The sequence below is a fragment of the Alcanivorax sp. HI0044 genome (assembly GCF_001634945.1).
Genome location: NZ_LWEZ01000954.1, coordinates 1 through 389, shown reverse-complemented (window position 1 = coordinate 389; position 389 = coordinate 1). Strand labels below are relative to the sequence as shown.

At 62.5% G+C, this 389-nt stretch carries 1 protein-coding gene; it reads right to left on the bottom strand.

The features are described from left to right. Positions 1 to 302, bottom strand: a 302-nt coding sequence (locus A3730_RS11135; protein WP_197477442.1) for a heme A synthase, incomplete at its 3' end; no start/stop codon positions are given. Positions 303 to 389 lie beyond the last annotated feature (87 nt).

Here is a 389-nt window from a genome sequence, read left to right as displayed (position 1 = left end):
GACAGGGCCGCGATGATGATGATCACCAGGCCCAGGGTGGAGGCGAAATAGCGGTGCACCATTTCCGGCACGGTTTTGTGCGCTTCGCGCAATGCGCCGGGGGTGGTTTCGTTGGTGGTGGCCACGTGCGCGATGGCTTTGCGTACGTCCAGATGGCCGTAGCAACCGGGCCAGTCCGGGCAGCCAAGGCCGGCATCGGACAGTCGGGTCCAGGCGCCCAAAATGATTACGCCGGCGGCCATCAGCACAGCCAGAATACAGAAACGGCGCAGCCAGCGCTGCGATGCGGTGGGGGTTTGCATAATCAAGAGCCTGCCTTAACCGATCAGTGACCCTTTCAGGGTCCGTTTGAGATCGACGCGGATGTTCTCCGCCTCTTCGAGGGTGGC